Here is a 20,283-nt window from a genome sequence, read left to right as displayed (position 1 = left end):
TACCCGGCCTGAATGCTTAACTCTCGCTATGAATATTTAATGCCCGGCGCGTACGCCCTGAACTCAAATACTCCGCAATATAATCCTGGGATATCTCGCCGTTATAGCGTCCGTCCTCGTCCACAATCGGCATCCAGCTGGTGTTGCTCTCATACAGGCGAGAAAGCACCACGCGCAGGTTATCCTCGGCCTTACCGGTCATGCGGAACGGATGCAGAATATCCCCGCAGCTGCCGCTGGCGTTACGCGCTTCGCGGCGCTTCACAAAGCCGAGCGGTTTGCCGTGCTCATCAACCACGGTAATGGCGCGAATATCGTTGTCATCCATGGTGGCGAAGGCCTCCGGCAGCGGCGTCGATTCGCGTACCGTAATGGTCGGCTGCTGGTCGGTGACGTCGCCCGCCGAGACCAGCAGCAGGCGTTTCAACGTCCGGTCCTGACCAACAAACGAGCCGACAAACTCATTCGCGGGTTTCGCCAACAGCTCGTCCGGGCTGGCGCACTGCACGATACGACCCTGACGGAAGACTGCAATACGGTCGCCCAGCTTTAGCGCTTCGTCAATATCGTGGCTCACCAGCATCACGGTCTTTTTCAGCTTGCGCTGCATCTCCAGGAACTGGTTCTGGATCACCTCACGGTTAATCGGGTCTACCGCGCCGAACGGTTCATCCATCAGCAGGACCGGAGGATCCGCTGCCAGCGCGCGGATGACGCCGATACGCTGCTGCTGACCGCCAGACATTTCGCGCGGATAGCGGTGAAGGAATTTATGCGGATCCATTGCCACCATATCCATCAGCTCCTCGGCACGGGATTTACAGCGCGCTTTATCCCAGCCCAGCATGCGCGGCACGACGGTAATATTCTCTTCGATGGTCATGTTGGGGAACAGGCCAATCTGCTGGATCACGTAGCCAATGTTGCGGCGCAGGGTCACGGTGTCCATTCCGCTGGTGTCTTCGCCGTTAATCAGGATTGTCCCGCTGCTTGGCGTAATAAGACGGTTGATCATCTTCAGGGTAGTGGTTTTCCCGCAGCCGGACGGGCCGAGCAGCACGCACATTTCCCCTTCAGGTACGTTCAGGTTAACGTTGTCGACGGCCTTAAACGTCTGGCCGTGTTTCTGTGAAAATTGTTTGGTGAGGTTTTCCAGTTTTATCATTATCGAATCCCCTTCGGAGTCAGTACCACCTGCAAACGGTGCAGCAACCAGTCGAGCACAATCGCTAAAAGACAAATCATCAGCGCGCCCGCAATCAACATACGAATGTCACTCCCGCCAATACCGTTAAGCAGCAGCAGGCCCAGCCCGCCCGCACCGATCACGGCGGCAATCGCCATAACGCCGATGTTCATCACCACGGCGGTGCGGATGCCGCCAAAAATCACCGGCAACGCCATCGGGATTTCCACCCAGCGCAGACGCTGCCAGAAGGTCATGCCGATGCCGCGTCCCGCTTCACGCAGGCCCGGCGGCAGGCTGTCGAGCGCCGTGTGGGTGTTACGCACAATCGGCAGCAGCGAATAGAGGAACACCGCCGTAATCGCGGGCAGGGCGCCAATGCCCTGACCGATCAGCGAAAAGAGCGGGATCATCAGGCCGAAAAGCGCAATTGACGGGATGGTGAGCACAATGGTGGCAATCCCCAGCACCGGCGTTGCCAGCCATTTATGGCGGACAATTAAAATGCCCAGCGGCACGCCAATAATAATCGCCAGGCCCACGGCGAGCGCCACCAGCCACAGGTGTTGCAGCGTCAGGGTTAAGAGATAGTCCCAGTTGTCGAGAATATAGTGAATCGTCTCCATAGCGCCTCCTACAGCAACTGTTTGCTACGCAGGAAATCACGGGCGACCTGCTGCGGTGACTGATGGTCGATATCCACCTTCTTATTCAGTTCGGTGATAACGTCGTTATTGAGCTGGGCTGAGAGGGTGTTCAGCGCCTCCTCCAGTCCCGGGTTAGCCTCCAGCGTGTCTTTTCGAACAACTGGCGTCACGGCGTAACTCGGGAAGAAGCCTTTATCGTCTTCCAGCACTTTAAGATCGAAGCCCTTTACGCGCCCGTCGGTGGTGTAGATCAGCCCCGCATCGACAAACCCGTCGCGCACCGCGTTATAGACCAGGCCCGGATCCATCTGGCGGATCTGCGGGCGGTCCAGCTCCATGTTGTAGGCCGCCTGCAACGGCTTCATCCCGTCGCTGCGCCCGGCAAATTCCAGGTCAAGGCCCAGCAGCCAGTTGTTATCCGGATCGGTTTTACGGATCTGCTCAATCTTTGCCACCATCTCAGACATGGTATTGATATGTTCTGCCTCGGCGCGCTTGCGCTGCATGGCAAAGGCATAGGTATTGTTCATATCGGCAGGTTTAAGCCACACCAGACCGTGCTTCGCATCGAGGCGTTTCACCGTCTCGTATGACTCCTGCGGCGACATGCGTTTGTTGATGTGGTTGAAGATGATCAGCGACGTGCCGGTATACTCCCAGGTCATATCAATCTGCTTGTTGATCATCGCGTTGCGGGAAATCACCGTTGCAATATTGGTCTGAGGCTGTACCTGAAACCCTTTCTTTTGCAGATACTGCACGGTCATGGCCGAGAGAATGTGCTGCTCGGTAAAGCTCTTGGTTGCCAGGATCAGCGGCGCGGCGAGCGCCTGGCTGGTGAAGAGCGCGGCGGCGCACAGCGCCGTCAGCCCGGAAAACAGTCTCATAGAAGCTCCTTGTTATAATTATCGCGCGAGATGCGGGCTCAGTAATCGGCCCAGTGCCGCCAGCAGCGTATCCAGAATCAGGGCGAACAGAGCGGTGGCCGCCGCGCCCAGGATCAGCGTCGGGAAATCATTCAGATAGATCCCAGGGAAAATCAGCTCGCCGTAGCTGCTGGCGCCAATCAGGAATGCCAGCGGTGCGGTACCGACGTTAATCGCAGTGGCAATGCGAATACCAGAAAGCATCACCGGCCACGCGTTAGGGATCTCAACCTGACGCAGGCGCTGCCATTTGGTCATGCCGATACCGTTTGCCGCTTCCAGCAACGACGCGGGAACAGAGCACAGCCCGGCATAGGTGTTACGCACAATCGGCAGCAGAGAGGCCAGAAAGAGGGCGATAATGGCCGGTTTATCACCGATGCCAATCACCACCATCGCCAGTGCCAGAACGGCCAGCGGCGGCAGGGTGTTGCCCACGTTAAAGATTTGCATCACATATTCGGCGATACCACGCGCGGCCGGACGGCTCAGCAGAATACCGCTTGGAATGCCCACCAGCAGGGCAAAGAACATTGATGAAAAGACCAGAATCAGGTGCTGTTGCCCGAGGTAGATCAGGTCAACCTGGCGCGCCTTAATCGTCTCCAGTCCAATTCCCCAGGTGAGGAGAGCGAGAACCACGATAATCGCGCCGACAAAAAGCAGCGAACGTTTAAGTAATGGGTGCATTGCGGTGTGTCTCCCTGTGCGCATGCGTTATAGCAACCACCGGTTGCCTGTTGTTATGCCATGTTTCGGCAGGGGTACTTCACCTATAGCAAGCGAAACGGAAGGGTTCCAGCGAAGGGGGTAAAACAGTAACCCTATGAAATTAGTGACAACCGGAGTGAAGCCTTATGGCATAAGGGCTGTCAGTGGGCAGGCAGAATAGTCTTAAAGAAGCACGCCTTAGGTGACAACGTCACGTAAAGCGTGCTGATTAAACCTGACGACTCAGTGAGGCGCGCACCTTTCGTACCCGCCACGAGATGCGGACGATAGAGAAGGCGGCAACGAGTACCAGCATCAGGCCCAGCGCCAGCATGGCGTGGAATCCAAACGCTCTGAACAGGATCAGCCCCGCGATCCCGCCGCTGATAAAGGAGAAAAGGGTAGTTAAATGGGTCTTGAGCTGACTCTTTTGCGCGGCCGTATCTTTGGAGTAATCCCGGCGCAGCATGGCGACCATAACGGAGGCCAGCGAAATGCCCGCATCGGTCAGCGTGCCGGTGATGTGCGTGGATCTCACCCGACCGCCGGATAGCTGGGTGGAGGTGGAATTATGAATGCCCATCAACCCGCACAGGAAAATAATAATCTCCTGATTCGTGGCGAAGGAGTGAAAATACATTTCGTACAGGGATACCCCGGCCAGTAATAGCCCTTCAACAAACAGAACCTGGCTGAATACCAGCCTGACGTTATGGATAATCCCCCAGATAACAATAATCCGCGCAGCGATGGCGCCTGAGACAAACGACAGAATAATGGCGCCAAAGAAAAGAATATCGCTGAGATCGGTGGAGGAAACTTCGCTGGATAACTGCGAGGTATTACCCGTCATATGCGAGGGAAAAAAACCGAACGCGCCCAGCGCAATGGCATTCAGCAGTCCCGCAGAGGTCGCCAGCCAGAGGGCAAGACGACGATCCTCCTGATGCGTTCGTTCTTTCTTTAATTTAATCAGCAAAGAATACCTCCGGTTTGAGCTTTGCCTGAACGCTCAAGCTAACAAAGCGATGTCGCTGGCTGACCAGGATATTGCTTAATTATTATTTCAACGGGAGGAGTGCGAGGTTTTGTAATTAAATAAAATAACCTTGTTAATAGAATGCCTTATTTCCGGTGGCGCGACGTCGTAAAAGTCAGTATTACGGCACTCAGGAGTAATATGCCGCTTAAAGCGAAGGTGCTCTGCCAGCCAAAGGCATCAAATACCACGCCACCCGCCGTTGAGCCAAGCGCAATGGAGAGTTGGATCACCGCGACCATTAGCCCGCCGCCATCCTCGGCATCTTCCGGTAACGTACGGGCGATCCACGTCCACCAGCCCGTGGGGGCCGCAGTTGCCAGCATTCCCCAGAAACCTAACAGCAGGGCCACGATCCACAGGCTGTCCCCGGTGAGCATTAATACCCCTGCAATCAGCGCCATAAGCAGCGGTATGGCCATTAAGGTGAGGTAAAACGCGGCATTCAGGGCCAGCGCGACGATCAGCGTGCCGATGAAACCTGCGATACCGATAGTGAGCAGGATTAGCGATAAGGCGGAAGGACTGACGTGGGTGACGGTTTCGAGGAAGGGGCGTACATAGGTAAATAACGCAAACTGTCCCATGAAGAACAGGCCGCACGCCATCAGACCCATCGAAACAGCAGGCCGGTGGAACAGGCGAAATACGCTTTTACGTGGCGACGGACCCTGGTTCCCGCCCATGTTGGGCAGGCTAAAATATTGCCAGATGAACGCCACAATCGCCACGGGAACCAGGCACAGAAACGCGCCGCGCCAGCCAATGGTCGAGCCGAGATAACTGTCCAGCGGGGCGGCGACCACTGTCGCCAGCGCGTTGCCGCCGTTGAAAATCGCCAACGCACGAGAGACCTGATGCTGAGGCACCAGCCGAATGGCGGTGGCAGCAGACATCGACCAGAAACCGCCGATAGCGATGCCGATCAGCGCCCGGCCTGCCATATACATCAGAGCATTCGGGGCGAAGGCGATAATGATCCCTGACAGCGCCATCAGGACGGTCATGCCTAAAAGAAGATGTTTGCGATTCATATTCCCGGCAAGCCGGGAAAGAAAAAGGCTGGTCAGGACAGCCAGCGCACCAGAGATGGCGATCCCCTGGCCAGCCATCCCCTCTGTCACCCCTAAATCTCTGGCGAGGGGCGTGAGCAGACTGACGGGCATAAATTCCGAGGCAATGAGGACAAAAACGCACAGGGTCATGGCAAAAATACCGCCCCAGTGTGCATGCTCAGCATCACGGGATGAGGTTTGATTCAGTGTGGACATAGGTGTAGTTCACGGCGAAGAGAAGATAAGCCCCCTGATTGCCGGGGGCGAAGAGAATTAATTCAGACTGGTTTTGAAGAACTGCCCGAACTGCGCGAACGGGATTTTCCCTGCGACGTTATCGTAGAGATCAACATGATTCGCACCGGGAACAATCACCAGTTCCTTCTGTTTGCTGCCGACAGCTTTAAACGCATCTTCCGCAAAATAACGTGAGTGCGCGTTTTCACCGGTCACAATCAGCGTTGGGATGGTGATCTCCCCGGCATAGCTCAGCAACGGCATATTCATAAAGGACAACGGCATGGTCGCGGTCCATGCGCCGGTGGAGTTTACGGAACGGGCATGGAAGCCGCGCGGCATACGGTAGTAATCATAGAACTCTTTCAGTACCGGATGCGGATCGGCGGGCAATGCTTCCGGCAGAATACGCCCGGCCGCCGTTACCTTACCGTTTTCATCGACATAAATATCGTGGCCGCCATGGGCGAAGGTGCCGCTTTCAGCATCTTTCCAGCGTTGCGCGTTCAGATACTGCAACACGGCCCGGCGATCGGCCGCTGAATAACGATCTTTCCCGTCGCCCACGCCGTGACCCATCGCACGGCTCATATCGTACATTACGCTGGTGGCGACCGCCTTCACGCGGGTATCCATGGATGCCGCATTCAGCGCCATACCGCCCCAGCCGCAGATCCCGAGAATGCCGATACGGTTACGGTCGACTTCTTTTTGTAATCCGAGGAAATCCACTGCGGCGCTAAAGTCTTCGGTGTTGATATCAGGGGAGGCAACGTTACGCGGCTGGCCGCCGCTTTCACCCGTGTAGGATGGGTCGAAGGCCAGGGTCACGAACCCCTGTTCAGCCAGAGTCTGGGCGTAAAGACCACTGGATTGTTCTTTTACCGCACCGAACGGTCCACTGACGGCAATCGCCGCCAGCTTCTGGTCGCCGCTGTTCCTGGGAATGTACAGATCGCCGACCAGGGTGATCCCGTATCGGTTCTCGAACGTCACCTTGCGGTGGTCGACTTTATCGCTCCTGGCGAAGGTCTTATCCCAGGTTGTCACCATTGAAACGGGGGCGGCAGGATTTCGTGTTTCTGCATAACTCATTGTTGTCACTCCACTTAATGATGCGCATAGCAGCAGCGCAACGGACAGTTTTTGGGTGAATGTTTGCATAAGAGGTACCGTGTGTTGTTGTCATGCGGTCATTATAGTTAGCAGAAATAGTGCTGATTAGAGGCCAAAAGCTGCTAGGATTAATATCATATTGTTATCAATTAATGAGACATGATGGCGAAGCGGGAAAACTACAATGAGCTGTATCTGTTTATCCAGGTGGTGCGGGAGGGAAGCTTCACGGCAGCCGCGCAACGGCTCGCGCTGGCACAATCCGGCATCAGCCGATCGGTTCGCGAGCTGGAAGAGCGGCTGGGCGTTCAGCTTCTGGTGCGTACCACGCGCAAACTGTCGCTGACCCATGCCGGGGAGCAACTTTACCAGACCGCTGGTTCAGCCTTTGATGCGCTCGATACCGGGCTGACAAGACTGGCGCATTATCGCCAGACGCCGTCCGGCACGGTGCGCATTAATGCCAGCCAGCACGCCATCGAAAAATGCCTGCTGCCAAAGCTCGCTATCTTCAAACAGCGTTATCCGGATATCCGTCTGGAATTGATGAATGAGAGCCGGTTCGTGGATATCATTACCGAGCGATTCGACGCGGGCGTCCGGCTGGGGCCGGAGGTGGGACAAGGAATGATTGCCGTGCGCATCACGCCCGATATGGAGATGGCAGTGGTTGCCGCCCCGGCGCATTTTCGGCGCTATGGTTTCCCGCAGACGCCCGCCGATCTGGATGCTCATCCCTGCATTGCCTACCACTTTGCCGACGGTAACCACTATCAATGGGAGCTTGTTCAGGACGGGAAGCGAGTTACTCACCGCCCGGAGGGGCAATGGGCCTTTTCCGACAGCTACATGGAGGCTGAAGCGGCCAGGCTGGGACTCGGGCTGGCCTATGTCCCGGTTGAGCTGGTGGCTGACGATCTGGAGCATGGCACGCTTATACGCGTCTTACAGCGCTACAGCCTGCGGATGGACGGACTGTACCTCTATTATCCACACCGCAACGTGTCCCCGGCGCTGAGAGCGGTGATTGATACGCTGAAAATTTAGGGTGCCTCTACGCTACGGTCTATACAGCCCCTATGTTTGTGATACGCTACTATTTTATATAGCGCAGCTCAACTAAGGCTATGAAATGACAAAAATAACGCCAGAATATACGGTAGTTGACTTATCACGTTGGGCAAGGAAGGAACACTTTGAAGTATTTCAGGGCTTTGCTCAATCTACATTTAACCAAACGGTTCAGCTGGACATTACCGTGCTGCTAAAGCATATCAAAGAGGTTGGCTGGAAATTTTATCCTGCGATTATTTCCCTTATTTCTCACGTCGTAAACCGGCATCCGGAATTCCGTATGGCCATGAAGGATGATGAGCTTGTCATATGGAATGAGGTTCATCCAAGCTATACCCTTTTCCATAAAGAAACGGAGACATTTTCATCGTTATGGAGTCATTACGATGGAAATATTCACCATTTTCAGCGCGTTTATGCAGAAGATGTCGCCCGCTATGGCAATATCCTTGCTTACTGGCCTAAGGAAGAGTCCCGGGAAAATATATTTTTCATCTCGGATATCCCGTGGGTCAGCTTTAGCAGTTTCAACGTCAACGTCGCTAACATGCGGAATTTTTTTGCGCCCATGTTCACGTTTGGAAAATACTATAACCAGGATGGAAGAGTCTTGTTGCCTTTCGCTGTTCAGGTCCACCATTCTGTTTGTGATGGCTTCCATGTGGCAAGGCTGATCAACGAGTTACAAGAGTTGTGTGATAATTTACCGCACCATCCAGAGGCGCCCAACGTGTGATTCACGTGTTTTTAACATACGCCTGACAAGGGGAAATAATGGAACCGAATTTTACGCCAGAACAGATTGAAATGATTAACCGCATTGTTTTCGAGCAGATCGAGATCATGCATGAGAAAGTAGCTGAAATAATCGCAGATACAGAGACGGTGGTGCATCAGCGCCTGAAGGATAACGGGATCACTACGACAAATTTCTATCCTGCGAATAAAAATTTCCTGATGATGACCCTTGTACAGGATCTGATAGATAAAGTGCACGGGGGCGATAAGGACCAGGCCAAAACAATAATAACCATGGAAGCAAAAAGGCTGAATATCAGCGTAAACGTTGAGGCGGACAAATCAAGATAACAGGACGTATTTTCACGGTTACGGTTGATGAATATAAGGTTCAGCCGACCATAATAAAGCCGCGAGCCGTTTCCGGCCCGCGGCAGCAGGACAGGTGATGAGATGTTCTGACGATCAGGCGGCTTTGACGGCCCGGATTTTTTTGCTGCTATCCGCATCTGATGCTGTTTTATCCGTTGCAGCATTGCGCTCGGGAAGCTTGCTGGTACGCAGGATATGCTGCACGGACTCTTTCTGCTCGGCGAGATACAGACCAAGATTCTCCGCCTGCGTTTCATCCATCTGCATTCCGCTTTGCAACAGCCAGTCGGTGAACGCTTCTGCCATATCGAGCAGTTTGTCGTGAGCGTCAGCCTCTTTCTTACTGGCAAATGTCATTTTCTCTTCACCTTTTCTTACGACAACAAATTTTGTTTCAACAGCCATTGTGCACCCCCGTATGCTGTAATTATATACAGTATAACAGTTGTGAAGTTGTGTTGCAGCAAAAATGTGCGAACCTGGCCTGCACAACGGGTGGACAAGCCAGGCGCTGTTATCGGTACAGCGTTTTTTCGGCAATCGGGATCAGCAAAGTGGACTGCCATTCTGCCAGCGTCAGCTGGGCAAGTTTACCCAGTGCGGTGTAGAACGGATGGGCCGCGTTTTCAACGAATACGCTCAGGAAACGGGTGCTCCATGGCAGCAGATGCCAGGCAAGAAGCTGGTCGCGTTCTGTTTCGCGACCGTTCTCGGCAAGCCATGCCGCCAGCATCAGCAACGTTCCGAAATGATCTTCAGGCTCATTCTGCTGCATCTCAAAGGCGATATGGTTTTCACGCATCCACTGACGCAACGCGAGGGTCGAATCGCCAAACAGCACGGACTCGCGATCAAGCCAGACCGAGCCCCACGGGGGGGCGGGCAGGGCATACGGGCCAATAAACAGACGCTGCCAGGCGTCTTTCAACGCTTCATCCGATGGAGTCTTAAACATACTGGCGACGGGCAGCAGGTTTTCCTCCGCCAGCGGCCAGTCCTGAACCCAGTCACCTGCGGTCAGGGCATTCACCAGCGGCGCGGTCTGCTCGCTGTCTGGGGCGAAATAAAACAGCGCGCCCAGTACCCGGGCGCTGAACGCGAACGATTCGCGGTGTGAGACGTCATTCATTACAACTTTCCTTACTTGCGCGCGGGTAGCCCCGCGCACCTGTGTTAACCTGCAATTGCTAACCCTGCGGTCATATGCAGACCATAAAATAGCCCACGGCCAATCAGTTCACCCAGCGCCACCAGCACGACACCTGCAAACAGGCCGAGCGTTTTTGGCTCCTGACGACGAATCAGCGGGCAGATCCAGCAGCCTAAACCCGCCGCCAGCAGCGCGATGCGCCATACCTGAAGCGAACCATAATCCGGAAGCAGGGCGTTAGCCTGCTGGATGGAACTCTGTATCGTCCCCAGCGTATTGCTTTGCAACACGACGACCGCCACGCAGACGATAAGTGCCAGTACGCTGACAGACGCGGCAAGAGTACCTTTGATTGTCACGTTTGCCACGCGCAGCAGCAGCGCGGCCAGCAGAGGACCAGCAAGCACCATCGTCAGGAAGAAGCTCAGCGTGGTGTAACCCGTATACCAGGTCGGGACAGTCTCAATCTGATAGACCCGGGTCATCGCCCAGACGAAAACGATGCCCAGGAGCTGGCTGACAACCAGCCAGATTTTGCCCAAAGCTGGGGGCATTTTACCGATAACCGACACCAGCCACCAGAAACCGCCCACGGCAAAGAAGATCGAACCCGCCGCGATCTCATTACTCAGCGCTGACGCGCCCACGCGGTTAAGCGCGTTGAAGGCACGCAGCGGGGAGCCAAGATGCAGTACCGAGGCCATAAACCCAATTCCCATTACCAGCCAGAGAAAAAACAGGCTGCGCACGATGCGCATTCTGGCCTTGTCATCATTTTCCTTAAGCCAGACGAAGCCCATCACGATTAACGCGCCGGCCACGCACTGCCCGAAAACGGTGAAGATCACCAGCGGCCATTCATGCCATCCACTTCCCATCTCACACCTCCTTCGGGTTTGCCAGGTAGCCGGTGGTGTCACCCGTCGGACGGCTGTTGGCGTTAGGTTTAATCACAATACTCGGCTTCGTGAAGTGCGCAGACGGCAGCGGCGCAACGGCAGCAAGCTGACCGTGTTTTTTGCGCAGCTCCTCAATCGGGCCAAAGTCCAGCGCGCGCAGCGGGCAGGACTCGACGCAGATGGGCTTTTTGCCGTCCGCCACGCGGCTGTGGCAGCCGTCGCACTTGGTCATGTGGCCTTTGGCGGCATTGTACTGCGGGGCGCCGTACGGGCAGGCCATGTGGCAGTAACGACAGCCGATGCAAACATCCTCGTCCACCACCACAAAACCGTCGTCGCGCTTGTGCATTGCCCCGCTCGGGCAGACCTTGGTGCAGGCCGGATCTTCGCAGTGGTTGCAGGCAATCGACAGGTAATAGGCGAAGACATTCTGATGCCAGACGCCGTTATCCTCCTGCCAGTCGCCGCCCGCGTATTCATAAATACGCCGGAAGCTGACGTCCGGGGTCAGGTCTTTGTAATCCTTGCAGGCCAGCTCGCAGGTTTTGCACCCGGTGCAGCGGCTGGAATCAATAAAAAATCCATACTGGGTTGTCATTGGTTAATCCTTATGCCTTCTCGATCTGCACCAGGTTCGTGTGCTGCGGGTTGCCTTTCGCCAGCGGTGACGGGCGGTGCGTGGTCAGGGTATTGATGCAGGAGCCGTGATCGACACGATCGCCGCTCATGTTGGCGTCATGCCAGGCGCCCTGGCCCATCGCGCTTACGCCGGGCATGATGCGTGGGGTGACTTTCGCGGCAATACGCACTTCGCCGCGGTCGTTGAAGACGCGCACCATATCCCCGTTTTTGATACCACGTTGCTCCGCATCCACAGGGTTAAGCCACACCTCCTGGCGACAGGCGGCCTGGAGCACATCCACGTTGCCGTAGCTGGAGTGGGTACGGGCTTTAAAGTGGAAACCGAACAGTTGCAGCGGGAACTTGCTGCGCTCGGGCGCGTCCCAGCCTTCGAAGGTTGAGGTATAGACCGGCAGCGGGGTGATGGTTTCGTCTTTTTGCAGTTCCCAGGTTGCCGCAATATCCGCCAGCTTGCTGGAGTAGATCTCGATTTTGCCCGACGGGGTTTTCAGCGGATTGGCATCCGGATCGTCACGGAATTTTTTATAGGCCACGAAATGTCCGTTAGGATCTTTGCGCTTATAAATACCCATTTTTTTCAGCGCGTCGTAGGACGGCAGCAGCGGATCTTTGGCGACCATTTTGGCGTACAGGTAGCGCAGCCACTGCTCCTGCGTACGGCCTTCGGTGAATTTCTGATGAATATCCGGCCCGAGGCGTTTCGCCACTTCGCTCATGATCCAGTAGATGGGCTTGCGCTCGAACTTCGGGGCGGTAACCGGCTGGAGGAAAATCAGGTATCCCATGTTGCCGGCGTAATCGTTGGGGATGATATCTTCCTGCTCGACGGTCATCAGATCCGGCAGAACAATATCGGCATACTTCGCGGACGAGGTCATAAAGTTGTCGATGACAACGATCGTTTCGCACTTACTCTCATCCTGCAAAATGTCGTGAGTTTTGTTGATATCGGAATGCTGGTTGATGATGGTATTACCCGCGTAGTTCCAGATGAACTTGATCGGCACATCGAGCTTATCTTTGCCGCGTACGCCGTCGCGCAGGGCGGTCATCTCCGGTCCACGCACGATGGCATCCGTCCAGCTGAAGCAGGAGATTTGCGTTTTCACCGGATTTTCCGGCAGCGGCATGCGTTCGATGGTGATGGTGTAGGTCGATTCGCGCGCGCCGCTGTTACCGCCGTTAATGCCGACGTTGCCGGTCAGGATCGGCAGCATGGCGATGGCCCGGGACGTTTGCTCCCCGTTAGCCTGACGCTGCGGGCCCCAGCCCTGGCAAATGTAGGCCGGTTTCGCCGAACCGATTTCACGGGCCAGCTTAATGATGCGATCGGCAGGAATGCCCGTTATGCGAGACGCCCACGCCGGGGTATTCCGCGGTTTTGTCATCACCCTGGCCGAGAATATAGGCTTTGTAATGACCATTAGCCGGTGCGCCTTCCGGCAGGGTTTTTTCGTCATAACCCACGCAGTATTTATCGAGGAAAGGATGATCGACCAGATTTTCATTAATCAGCACCCACGCAATACCTGCCACCAGCGCGGCATCGGTGCCCGGACGAATCGGGATCCACTCGTCTTCGCGCCCTGCGGCAGTGTCGGTATAGCGCGGATCGATAACGATCATCCGCGCGTTTGACCGTTCGCGCGCCTGCTCGAGGTAGTAAGTGATCCCGCCGCCGCTCATGCGCGTTTCCGCCGGATTATTGCCGAACATCACCACCAGTTTAGTGTTTTCGATATCCGATGTGCTGTTGCCGTCGTTGCTGCCGTAGGTGTAGGGCATTGCGCAGGCGATCTGCGCGGTGCTGTAGGTGCCGTAGTGGCTGAGGAAGCCGCCATAGCAGTTCATCAGGCGCGCGACCAGCGAGGCGTAAGGGGAGGAGCGGGTGATGTTGCCGCCTACAATTCCGGAGGAGTAGTTAATGTAGACCGCTTCGTTGCCGTATTTTTCGACCACGTTTTTCAGGCTCGCGGCGATGGTGTCCAGCGCTTCTTCCCAGGTGATACGCTCAAACTTGCCTTCTCCGCGTTTGCCCACGCGTTTCATCGGATAGTTCAGACGGTCTGGATGATTAATGCGACGGCGTATTGAACGGCCTCGCAGACAGGCGCGAACCTGATGGTTGCCGTAAATATCCTCGCCGGTATTATCCGTTTCAACCCAGTAGACTTCGTCATCGCGAACGTGCAGACGCAGGGCGCAGCGGCTACCGCAGTTTACCGAGCAGGCGCCCCAGACGACTTTATCTTCCGCTGGCTGAATAGCGGTCTGCACAGCGGCGGCGGCGCTTTTCAGACCAAAAGGTAATGCGATCCCACCGGCGGCAAGCGCCAGAGATCCTATGGCAGTAGATTTAACCAGAGTTCGACGGCTTATTCCGCCGTGATGTTCAACTTCGGACATGACTCACCCCATCATTGTTAATAATTATTTTCACCCGTGACTACAACCGGGCTAATGATGGGGGGAGTGTTACTTATTTAGAGGTATTAAATATTAATCCTCGTCAAATCAGGGGAATTGAATGGGAAAATCATTGCGGCTCAGCGGGCGCATTCTCCTGCGTACCTGCGCCGCTCACCGGGTAGTTGCCGCTACTGGTGCGGGTGTACAAAATTTTGAAAGTATCGTTGGCACAATGCCCAACGACCTGCGCATCCGGCTGATCGGCCTGATCGTTCGGGACGATGTTCAGGGTAAAGCCAGACTCCGGCACGCCGTTGTTGATAATCTTCTGCTGAATGTCGCTTTTCACGCGCTCGCAGGAATCCGGGGCCGCAAGAAGAGCGGGAGAAGCACTCATTAACAGCAGGGCGGTAATCCAGGGTAACCGTTTCATCTGTAGCTCCTTTTCACTGTGTGGACTATAAGCATAGCAGGGTTAGGGTAAGCTTTTGTTTTTGGGTCTGTCTTTCTGAATTGTCCTGGAGCCCTGCCTGCGTCATAAAATAAATTGCGAATAATGGTGCTGATTGTCTACCAGATAAGAAGGCAGGGTGCGTTTTGATACTTCTTGCCTGACCAGTTTTCGGTCTCGTCCCCAGATATCTTCGGCGTTAGTGATAACCTTCATAATATGTTCCGGGTTATTGAATTCCGGCAGATCGTATTCGGTATGAGAAATGGTAGACATTTTTTCGGAAATTCTTTCTGGGGTCATTACCCAGGAGAAATGCCAGCCGCCATCTTTCACAACCTTATTATTGATTTTTAGCCAGTTCCATTTAAACCATGACCAGTTTTTATCTTTGCGCGCACGCTTCCAGTTTCGGAAAGATTCAGGCTCACCGTGGAAGAAATGCTTAAGGTTGTAATAGGACGTTGCGCGGGGCAAGGTACATTTTCTCGGCGTACCATCCGTGTTGTGAACCTGGAGATTAAACTGATAGTTGAACACGTTTTGATGAATAGTCGTGCAGAGCGCGCGCGGATTAATGGCCCTGACCGTGTCGGGTGAGAAGATTTCGTCAACGTCTGACACCAGAATCAGATCGTCGTCTGCCGCGTCTTTTAACCCGTTCATAATGGAGTTGCGAAGCGCTGCTTCATTTGCCCAGGCATCAACCTGGTTATTATCCGCACGGTTTAAAATAGGCTGCGCGTCAAAAGGCACGTAAATGATTTTGTCTTTGAATTTGGCAAACTTTGTAATATCGAAATGCAATTCTCTCGGTATGCCCGTAAAAGAGTGTGTTGCTTCTACAATGACAAAACGGTCAACGACATCAGCGAGAGTATGTAATCTGATGTCGAGCAACATATCTTCGTCATAGTATAAAAAACAGTCGTAAATCATGATGTTAACCCGAAAATTTAAAATCTAATTTTATAATAGTGTGGAATCTTCCGCGCCCAAAGTAGCCACTTTGACAGGTCTCGTCAATGCAAACGACGGATTTCTACAGCGCGAAGAGTCAAATGAAGTGCTGTTACGTAAGTTGCTGTATTTGCTAATATGATTGTATCTCTCTTTGAACGGTAAATGATGTGAATAAATACGCAGCGATAACGCTACTGGCAACGGTACTGGTGGGATGCGACAACAACACCGCGCCGCTGTCATTTACGCCGGAGATGGCGAGCTTTTCGAACGAGTTTGACTTTGATCCTCTGCGCGGGCCGGTGAAGGATTTTACCCAGACGCTATTCAACGATAAGGGTGAAGTCTCTAAACGTGTAACCGGCACGATGTCGACGGAAGGGTGTTTCGATACGCTTGAACTGCACGATCTCGAAGCGAATACGGGCGTTGCGCTGGTGCTGGATGCTAACTACTACGTCGATGCGGAAACCCAGCAGCAGAAGGTAAAGTTGCAGGGAAAATGCCAGCTGGCGGAACTGCCGTCTGCCGGCCTGACGTGGGACACCGACGATAACGGGTTTGTGGTTGCCGCGCACAGCAAAGAGATGGAAGTGAAGTACCAGTATGACGCCGACGGCTACCCGCTGGGTAAAACTACGGTTTCCGGCGACCAGCGTTTATCGGTCAAGTCGGTGCCGTCGAAAGATCTGCGCAAGCGCATGGATTATACGGCGGTAAGCCTGTTGAACGATAAACCGATGGGCAATGTAAAGCAGAGCTGTGATTACGATCGCCACAATAACCCGGTGAGCTGTGAGCTGGTGATCACCGATGACAGCGTCAAACCTGCCGTTGAGCGCATTTACACCATCAAAAACAGCATTGAATATTATTGAGAATACAACCGCGCAGGTTACTGCGCGGTGGGTTTAAGCAGGCTGGCGGAGGAGGACTTATGCCCGGCCAGATGCTGATGCTGGAAAATGCACATGCGGATGGTGTTACGGTATTCGCCGTTAATAAAGAACTCATGGATCAGTTCACCTTCCACCATAAAGCCCAGCTTACGGTAGATATGAATCGCTTTTTCGTTCTCTTTGTCGACGATAAGGTAAAGCTTGTAGAGATTCAGGACGTTAAACCCGTAATCCATCGCCAGCTTTGCCGCCCGCGACGCAAGACCTTTCCCCTGGTGCTCCGGTGAAATAATGATCTGAAATTCCGCCCGACGGTGAACGTGGTTGATCTCAACCAGTTCAACCAGCCCGGCTTTCTCACCCTCGCACTCCACCACAAACCGGCGTTCACTCTGATCGTGGATATGCTTGTCGTAGAGATCGGACAGCTCGACAAACGCCTCATAAGGCTCTTCAAACCAGTAGCGCATCACGCTGGCATTGTTGTCGAGCTGGTGAACAAAGCGTAAATCTTCGCGCTCCAGCGGACGGAGCTTAACGTCACACGGCGTTGACATTACGGTGCTACCGTGCGGCCAGTACGACGATCCAGACAGCGCAGGGTGTTAGGCTCCCAGTAAGCGTTGACGTTGGCACTTTGCTGGCATTTGTCGCGGGCATCAAACGCGACGTCTTCTTTATCCCACTCTTTTTCCACGCGCTTATTCACTTTCTGACGCAGGCTGCGGGTGTCATTCCATTGTTCTTTGTCCATGGCGGCGTTCTGACGGCTTTGCGCGCTGTCACCAGACTCAATGATGAGTTTGCTGGTCTCGGCTGATGCCGTTGCGGCGAAGGCGAACGATGACAGCGCCAGTACGGCTGTCAGACAAAGGCGTTTGCTTAATGTAGTCATAGCGTTTCCTTTAAACGGGTGCAGACAATCGGATTACCCCGCTGGATTCTACACCAATCCGAAAGGGTGTCATACCCGCGCGGCAGGTATGGGAACGATATGAACATTATCGCGTATGATGTCTAAATCAATCCTCACGAAACGAGAAAAATGTTCAAAACGACGCTGCTTTTTTTCGCGACCGCGCTGTGCGAAATCATCGGATGCTTTTTGCCGTGGCTCTGGCTAAAGCGGGGCGCTTCCGCGCTGCTGCTGATCCCGGCGGGTGTGTCCCTGGCCCTTTTTGTCTGGCTGCTCACCCTGCATCCGGCTGCCAGCGGGAGGGTATATGCGGCCTACGGCGGGGTGTACGTCTGTACCGCGCTGCTGTGGCTGCGCGTTGTCGATGGCGTCAGGCTAAGCCTGTATGACTGGGCAGGTGCGCTGGTTGCCCTGTGCGGCATGTTGATCATCGTGGCCGGTTGGGGACGCGCGTAAGCGTCCTTATAGTGTGATCGCCCGCTGATTTTACGATCATTATACTTGTATGGTAGTAGTGTAGTTGCGTAAATTTCCGGCATCACAACGAGCGATGTAAGGAAATGGATTATGAAGATTGTCGGGGCTGAAGTATTTGTCACCTGCCCGGGGCGTAACTTTGTCACCCTTAAAATCACCACCGATGAGGGCATTGTCGGCCTGGGTGATGCCACGCTTAACGGACGTGAACTTTCCGTTGCCTCCTACCTGAAAGATCACCTGTGCCCTCAGCTGATTGGCCGCGATGCGCACCGCATCGAAGATATCTGGCAGTTCTTCTATAAAGGCGCTTACTGGCGTCGTGGTCCGGTCACCATGTCAGCGATTTCTGCCGTGGATATGGCGCTGTGGGACATTAAGGCGAAAGCCGCGAACATGCCGCTCTATCAGCTTCTGGGCGGGGCCTCCCGGGAAGGGGTGATGGTGTATTGTCACACCACCGGGCACACCATTGACGACGTGCTGGAAGATTATGCCCGTCATAAAGAGATGGGCTTCAAGGCGATTCGCGTGCAGTGCGGCGTGCCGGGAATGAAAACCACCTACGGCATGGCTAAAGGGAAAGGGCTGGCGTATGAGCCTGCGACCAAGGGCGCCTGGCCGGAAGAGCAGCTGTGGTCCACCGAGAAATACCTCGACTTCACGCCGAAACTGTTCGACGCAGTACGCAGTCAGTTCGGTTTCAATGAACATCTCCTTCACGACATGCACCACCGTCTGACGCCCATCGAAGCGGCGCGGTTCGGCAAAAGTATTGAAGAGTACCGTCTGTTCTGGATGGAAGATCCGACTCCCGCTGAAAACCAGGCGTGTTTCCGCCTGATCCGCCAGCACACCGTCACGCCAATTGCGGTGGGGGAAGTGTTCAACAGCATCTGGGACTGCAAGCAGCTGATTGAAGAACAGCTCATTGACTATATCCGCGCCACCATAACCCATGCGGGCGGCATCACCGGTATGCGTCGCATTGCGGACTTTGCCTCACTCTACCAGGTGCGTACCGGCTCACACGGCCCGTCGGATCTGTCGCCAATTTGCCACGCCGCGGCGCTGCATTTTGACCTGTGGGTACCGAACTTCGGCGTGCAGGAGTATATGGGTTATTCAGAGCAGATGCTGGAAGTGTTCCCGCACAGCTGGCGCTTCGATAACGGCTATATGCACCCGGGCGACAAGCCAGGGCTGGGCATTGAGTTTGATGAGAAGCTGGCGGCGAAATACCCGTACGATCCGGCTTATCTGCCGGTGGCCCGTCTGGAAGACGGCACCCTCTGGAACTGGTAAACGAGGAGCGAATGATGAAAAGCGTAGTGATCCAACAGCCGAATACGCTGGTGATTGAGGAACGTCCTCTCCCGTTGCCGGGCGCAGGCGACGTCCGCGTCAAAATTAAGCTCGCCGGTATCTGCGGTTCAGACAGCCATATCTATCGCGGGCATAACCCGTTTGCGAAATACCCGCGGGTAATCGGTCACGAGTTCTTTGGCGAAATAGACGCGGTTGGCGAAGGCGTGGAGAGCACCCGACTGGGCCAGCGCGTTTCGGTTGATCCGGTGATCAGCTGCGGGCACTGCTACCCGTGTTCCGTTGGAAAACCGAACGTTTGTACCTCGCTGGTGGTGCTGGGCGTTCATCGCGACGGTGGCTTCAGCGAATACGCCGTCGTGCCGGCGAAAAATGCCTGGCACATTCCGGACGCAATTCCTGACAAACACGCGGTGATGGTTGAGCCATTCACCATTGCCGCCAACGTGACGGGGCAGGCGAAACCCACCGAACAGGATGTGGCGCTGATCTACGGCGCAGGCCCGATGGGGCTGGTTACCGTGCAGGCGCTGAAGGGCGTTTACAAGGTGAAGCAGGTCATCGTGGTGGATCGCATTGATGAGCGGCTGGAGATGGCGCAACGCAGCGGCGCAGACTGGGTCTTCAACAACGGCGAGCAGTCGTTACAGACCGCGCTGGATGAAAAAGGCATCAAGCCGACGTTAATCATCGATGCTGCCTGTCATCCGTCCATTTTGCAGGAAGCGATTACGCTGGCGTCTCCGGCGGCGCGCATCGTGCTGATGGGCTTCTCCAGCGACCCGAGCCAGATCGTGCAGCAGGGGATCACCGGCAAAGAGCTGTCGATCTTCTCGTCGCGCCTGAATGCCAACAAATTCCCGGTGGTCATTGACTGGCTGGAAAAAGGGCTGATCGACCCTGAAAAACTGGTCACCCATACTTTTGACTATCACCACGTTACAGACGCCATCGAACTGTTTGAAAAAGACCAGCGGCAGTGCTGCAAAGTCTTGCTCACGTTCGACCAATAATAATTCACGCGGTTAAGAGCCTGCGAAGACAGGCTCT

The 20,283-nt window shown here is 54.7% G+C and carries 22 protein-coding genes and 1 pseudogene; 7 read left to right on the top strand and 16 right to left on the bottom strand.

Translation table 11 applies throughout. The features are described 5' to 3' along the window. Positions 1-16: 16 nt before the first annotated feature. The 7 genes from osmV to RHN82_RS22215 form a co-directional block, all read right to left on the bottom strand. On the bottom strand, positions 17-1,165 hold the full coding sequence (gene osmV, locus RHN82_RS22245) for an osmoprotectant ABC transporter ATP-binding protein OsmV (protein ID WP_003857446.1): 1,149 nt from the start codon (positions 1,163-1,165) through the stop codon (positions 17-19). Further along, entirely contained in the window at positions 1,165-1,812 is a 648-nt protein-coding gene (gene osmW / locus RHN82_RS22240) for an osmoprotectant ABC transporter permease OsmW (RefSeq protein ID WP_006808875.1), read from the bottom strand. Before osmW ends, osmV begins: the two co-directional genes overlap by 1 nt. An 8-nt stretch (positions 1,813-1,820) precedes the next feature. Beyond that, a complete protein-coding gene (gene osmX / locus RHN82_RS22235; protein ID WP_017694085.1) occupies positions 1,821-2,720 on the bottom strand; it encodes an osmoprotectant ABC transporter substrate-binding protein OsmX in 900 nt (299 codons plus the stop codon). Between the two features lie 18 nt (positions 2,721-2,738). Continuing rightward, the gene (osmY, locus tag RHN82_RS22230; protein WP_003857442.1) at positions 2,739-3,449 is read right to left on the bottom strand and encodes an osmoprotectant ABC transporter permease OsmY; all 711 of its coding nucleotides are present in this window, start codon (positions 3,447-3,449) and stop codon (positions 2,739-2,741) included. A 250-nt stretch (positions 3,450-3,699) separates the two neighbouring features. Further along, positions 3,700-4,449 (bottom strand): YoaK family protein, encoded by a 750-nt coding sequence (locus RHN82_RS22225; RefSeq protein ID WP_047051847.1) that lies wholly within the window; start codon positions 4,447-4,449, stop codon positions 3,700-3,702. Between the two features lie 146 nt (positions 4,450-4,595). Next, complete coding sequence (locus RHN82_RS22220; RefSeq protein WP_047051846.1) at positions 4,596-5,780, bottom strand: MFS transporter; 1,185 nt, start codon at positions 5,778-5,780, stop codon at positions 4,596-4,598. A gap of 57 nt (positions 5,781-5,837) precedes the next feature. Next, entirely contained in the window at positions 5,838-6,965 is a 1,128-nt protein-coding gene (locus RHN82_RS22215; RefSeq protein WP_071886830.1) for an alpha/beta hydrolase, read from the bottom strand. Between the two features lie 114 nt (positions 6,966-7,079). Here RHN82_RS22215 and RHN82_RS22210 point away from each other — a divergent pair, with 114 nt between their 5' ends. From RHN82_RS22210 to RHN82_RS22200, 3 genes are all read left to right on the top strand, one after another. After that, positions 7,080-7,964 (top strand): LysR family transcriptional regulator, encoded by an 885-nt coding sequence (locus RHN82_RS22210; RefSeq protein ID WP_047051844.1) that lies wholly within the window; start codon positions 7,080-7,082, stop codon positions 7,962-7,964. Between the two features lie 85 nt (positions 7,965-8,049). Continuing rightward, a complete protein-coding gene (gene catA, locus RHN82_RS22205; protein WP_047051843.1) occupies positions 8,050-8,727 on the top strand; it encodes a type A chloramphenicol O-acetyltransferase in 678 nt (225 codons plus the stop codon). A gap of 38 nt (positions 8,728-8,765) precedes the next feature. After that, the gene (locus RHN82_RS22200) at positions 8,766-9,080 is read left to right on the top strand and encodes a hypothetical protein (RefSeq protein WP_047051842.1); all 315 of its coding nucleotides are present in this window, start codon (positions 8,766-8,768) and stop codon (positions 9,078-9,080) included. Positions 9,081-9,194: 114 nt separating this feature from the next. Here the strand turns inward: RHN82_RS22200 and RHN82_RS22195 are convergent, their stop codons facing one another. The 7 genes and pseudogenes from RHN82_RS22195 to RHN82_RS22165 form a co-directional block, all read right to left on the bottom strand. After that, positions 9,195-9,506 (bottom strand): YebG family protein, encoded by a 312-nt coding sequence (locus RHN82_RS22195; RefSeq protein WP_003857437.1) that lies wholly within the window; start codon positions 9,504-9,506, stop codon positions 9,195-9,197. Between the two features lie 109 nt (positions 9,507-9,615). Next, a complete protein-coding gene (gene dmsD / locus RHN82_RS22190) occupies positions 9,616-10,230 on the bottom strand; it encodes a Tat proofreading chaperone DmsD (RefSeq protein ID WP_048982784.1) in 615 nt (204 codons plus the stop codon). A 44-nt stretch (positions 10,231-10,274) separates the two neighbouring features. Further along, the gene (locus tag RHN82_RS22185; RefSeq protein ID WP_063160433.1) at positions 10,275-11,129 is read right to left on the bottom strand and encodes a dimethyl sulfoxide reductase anchor subunit family protein; all 855 of its coding nucleotides are present in this window, start codon (positions 11,127-11,129) and stop codon (positions 10,275-10,277) included. 1 nt (position 11,130) lies between these two features. Next, entirely contained in the window at positions 11,131-11,748 is a 618-nt protein-coding gene (locus RHN82_RS22180; RefSeq protein WP_017384545.1) for a DMSO/selenate family reductase complex B subunit, read from the bottom strand. 10 nt (positions 11,749-11,758) lie between these two features. Next, a pseudogene (ynfE, locus tag RHN82_RS22175) lies at positions 11,759-14,198 on the bottom strand (selenate/tellurate reductase subunit YnfE). A 130-nt stretch (positions 14,199-14,328) separates the two neighbouring features. Beyond that, positions 14,329-14,634 (bottom strand): DUF1161 domain-containing protein, encoded by a 306-nt coding sequence (locus RHN82_RS22170; protein ID WP_003857424.1) that lies wholly within the window; start codon positions 14,632-14,634, stop codon positions 14,329-14,331. 102 nt (positions 14,635-14,736) lie between these two features. After that, positions 14,737-15,591, bottom strand: a complete 855-nt coding sequence (locus tag RHN82_RS22165) for a beta-1,4-mannosyl-glycoprotein beta-1,4-N-acetylglucosaminyltransferase (RefSeq protein ID WP_023296534.1) — start codon at positions 15,589-15,591, stop codon at positions 14,737-14,739. Positions 15,592-15,782: 191 nt separating this feature from the next. Here RHN82_RS22165 and RHN82_RS22160 point away from each other — a divergent pair, with 191 nt between their 5' ends. Further along, positions 15,783-16,493, top strand: a complete 711-nt coding sequence (locus RHN82_RS22160; protein WP_047052664.1) for a YnfC family lipoprotein — start codon at positions 15,783-15,785, stop codon at positions 16,491-16,493. A 17-nt stretch (positions 16,494-16,510) separates the two neighbouring features. On the opposite strand, the gene speG is transcribed toward RHN82_RS22160, so the two are convergent. Beyond that, the gene (gene speG / locus RHN82_RS22155) at positions 16,511-17,071 is read right to left on the bottom strand and encodes a spermidine N1-acetyltransferase (protein ID WP_003857416.1); all 561 of its coding nucleotides are present in this window, start codon (positions 17,069-17,071) and stop codon (positions 16,511-16,513) included. Beyond that, entirely contained in the window at positions 17,071-17,409 is a 339-nt protein-coding gene (locus RHN82_RS22150) for a DUF1283 family protein (RefSeq protein WP_006808856.1), read from the bottom strand. Before RHN82_RS22150 ends, speG begins: the two co-directional genes overlap by 1 nt. A 150-nt stretch (positions 17,410-17,559) precedes the next feature. Between RHN82_RS22150 and RHN82_RS22145 the strand changes: the two genes are divergently transcribed. From RHN82_RS22145 to RHN82_RS22135, 3 genes are all read left to right on the top strand, one after another. After that, on the top strand, positions 17,560-17,886 hold the full coding sequence (locus RHN82_RS22145) for a YnfA family protein (RefSeq protein ID WP_047052663.1): 327 nt from the start codon (positions 17,560-17,562) through the stop codon (positions 17,884-17,886). 111 nt (positions 17,887-17,997) lie between these two features. Further along, positions 17,998-19,212, top strand: coding sequence for a D-mannonate dehydratase ManD (gene manD, locus RHN82_RS22140; RefSeq protein WP_047052662.1), 1,215 nt, complete (start codon positions 17,998-18,000; stop codon positions 19,210-19,212). Between the two features lie 14 nt (positions 19,213-19,226). Continuing rightward, positions 19,227-20,246: a Zn-dependent oxidoreductase gene (locus RHN82_RS22135; RefSeq protein ID WP_047052661.1), complete on the top strand. Its 1,020-nt coding sequence runs from the start codon at positions 19,227-19,229 to the stop codon at positions 20,244-20,246. The last annotated feature ends 37 nt before the right edge of the window (positions 20,247-20,283 follow it).

The organism is Enterobacter cloacae complex sp. EB5, assembly GCF_031432835.1.
Lineage (GTDB): Bacteria > Pseudomonadota > Gammaproteobacteria > Enterobacterales > Enterobacteriaceae > Enterobacter > Enterobacter hormaechei_C.
This window is presented reverse-complemented; position numbering and strand designations above follow the sequence as displayed.